Origin of the sequence: Shewanella sp. SG41-4 (genome assembly GCF_014164505.1) — a bacterium.
Lineage (GTDB): Bacteria > Pseudomonadota > Gammaproteobacteria > Enterobacterales > Shewanellaceae > Shewanella.
This window is the reverse complement of record NZ_JACJFI010000407.1, coordinates 1-2,621: the sequence shown is the minus strand read 5'-3', so window position 1 is coordinate 2,621 and position 2,621 is coordinate 1. Positions and strand designations below refer to the sequence as shown.

At 40.1% G+C, this 2,621-nt stretch carries 2 protein-coding genes and 1 pseudogene; all 3 read right to left on the bottom strand.

Annotated elements, in window-relative coordinates; genetic code table 11:
- Positions 1-802 (bottom strand): annotated as a pseudogene (locus H5202_RS20345) (hypothetical protein); the annotation flags it as partial.
- The gene (locus H5202_RS20340; RefSeq protein WP_182773664.1) at positions 765-1,721 is read right to left on the bottom strand and encodes an alpha-L-glutamate ligase-like protein; all 957 of its coding nucleotides are present in this window, start codon (positions 1,719-1,721) and stop codon (positions 765-767) included. The gene H5202_RS20340 and the pseudogene H5202_RS20345, both read right to left, overlap by 38 nt.
- On the bottom strand, positions 1,721-2,621 hold a 901-nt coding region (locus H5202_RS20335), incomplete at its 5' end, for a 7TM domain-containing protein (protein WP_272490481.1). The genes H5202_RS20340 and H5202_RS20335, both read right to left, overlap by 1 nt.

Genomic DNA, 2,621 nt, shown 5'->3' with positions numbered 1-2,621 from the left:
TTGTCTGTTTGGCTAAGAATTGCGCTAACAGTTGGGGGGTTAACCCATGAACTGATAATTGTGCCTGCGCGGTATTATCATAGTCTTGAAGACTAGAGTGTTGTTTTTGTATGTGATGGATTAATGCTAGCGGTGAGGCTTGTTTGTCTTTTGCCCGAATTTGATAGGCAAGCCAAGCTTGTTTTCTGCACTGTTCAATAGGTTGATGAATTAAATATTTGGCAAGACGAATATCAATATTGGTATTGATGGGTTCTTCATTCAGTGTATTGGTTAATACACAGTCTTGTTGATTAAACTGCATGATAAATTGCCGCTGTGACAAAGCTTGATTAACACTTGCCTGAGCGGTGTGCAGTTTTGATTTTTCAATTAACTCCCACTGCGATTGTTTGATGGCAACCAAGCGCTTGCCTAATTGGTTATAAGGCGAGAGAAGGTGTGGAAGTTCATCAATTAGGAATTGGGTTTTCGGTGCTTTAGCTAAAGCATAAAGTTCATCTGCAAGGTGTAACTGGCACCACAATAAAGCTTGTCTATTTAAGCTGTCCTTGACGAAAGGGCGGTAGTATTGAATTCTGTCATTGATATTATTTAACGCAAGTGTGCGTTTTTCAAATTCAATGGCTTGTTGTTCAACAGGCTGAAAAGATAAAAAATTGTCTTGTGCTAGGTTATCCTGTTCTAGAGATGGTTGATATTGTAAGCACTGTTCAATGAACAGTGTTAAAGGATTAGCCACAGCGCTTGCTGTGGCTAAAAGATTAAAAAATAGGGTTGCTACAAAAATGCTTTTTAGCATAAGCCACTCGTTCCTCGACCGACATTGTTGAGCTTTTCATCGCTTCAACATGCTTAAGTCGAGGTAAAAGCCCTCTGCCATTGGCAATTTGAATCGTTAGACCTGGACGGGCATTCAATTCAAGTAACAATGGGCCTTTGTTTTTATCTAACACCATGTCAGTACCTAAATACCCTAACTCACACATTTCATAGGCGCTGGATGCCGTGTGGAGTAAAGTTTCCCAATGAGGAACTTTGATGTTCGAAAGAGGAAAATGAGTATCAGGATGTTTATCAACGGGTAAATCAAATTGCACTGCGTGCAAACTGTTTCCTGTTGCGATATCTAAACCAACACCGACAGCACCTTGATGTAAGTTTGCTTTGCCATCTGATGCTGCTGTAGATAAACGCAACATTCCCATTACAGGAAAGCCTTTGAACACAATTAAGCGGATGTCTGGGACACCTTCATAACTTAATCCTTCAAAGACCGGGTCAAATTCAATTAACCCTTCTACAATCGCTACATCAGGTTTACCGCCCAGTGAAAATAAACCACTTAAAATGTTCGATACATGACGATAAATTTCGCTATGAGTCACCTCATGACCATTAGGCTTGTAATAACAGCCATTGCTCACTCTAGTGATCACCATAATACCTTTACCACCAGAACCTTTTGCCGGTTTTATCACAAAACCGGTGCGATCAAGGACCATAGCGGGTATTTCTTGTATCTTATGTTGTTGATGAACAACACCAATTAAATCGGGAACGGCAATACCATTTGCAAGAGCAAGTTGCTTAGTAATTAGTTTGTCATCCACACGCTTATAAAACTTACGCTGATTATAACGACCAATATAGCTAATATTGCGCCTGTTCATGTTGAGTACACCGCTACGGCTCAATTCCCAGGGCCAGGCGTACTTCATTATTGCTCTCCAACTAATGGTTTAAAGCGTTTTAATTCAGTTAAACGGTAACCTGTGTACTGTCCCATCACTAATACCAACGCTAGAATCACTAAATGAATACCTAAGAAGTTGAATACCCAATGCTGAACTAATTGGTTGTCCATGGCCAAATACGCCAATGTCGCTACAAATAAGCTACCACCACCTGATACAAAGACTTTCTTAGGGCCTTCTTCTTCCCACAGAATAGACATGCGCTCAATGGTCCACGCAAGAATGATCATCGGGAAGAAGGTAATCGTTAAGCCTTCACTTAAGCCTAATTTGAATGAAATTAAGGTAAATAAGCCGATGATAAAAATAACCACAATAATAACCGCCGATATTCGGGATATGAGCAGTAAATTGAGTGTCGACAGATAGGAACGGATCATTAAACCAAAGGCTACAATCAATAAGAAACCAATTAAACCAGTTAATAAAGTCGTTTGAATAAAGGCTAGTGCAATCAAAACAGGCATAAATGTGCCAGATGTTTTGATGCCGACAATGACGCGCAAGAACACAACGACTAATACCCCGATTGGGATTAACAGAATGCCTTTGAATGTGCTTTGTTCTTCAAGCGGTAACTGATACAAAGAAAAATCCATTGCATCGTCGTTCATCATCATATCAATAGATGTTGCTAATGCTGAGCGAGTATCTTGTAGCATTGAGAAATTCACTAATGAGCTAGTTCCTCCCATAACATCACGAACGTAGTGGCAGGTGTATTCCCATAATACTAAAGTATTGTCGCGGCCTTTTTTATTGTTTGGAACATCAAAAAGTTCCCATTGACCGTTATTGTAAACTTGAACGTATGATGTGAGCTGTTGACGACGGCGCTGATCTTCAAGCTGTAAGCCATTAACT

Bases quoted from the DNA above. Each gene is read 5' to 3' on its own strand.
- H5202_RS20340 (WP_182773664.1), bottom strand. From the start codon at position 1,721: ATGAAGTACGCCTGGCCCTGGGAATTGAGCCGTAGCGGTGTACTCAAC.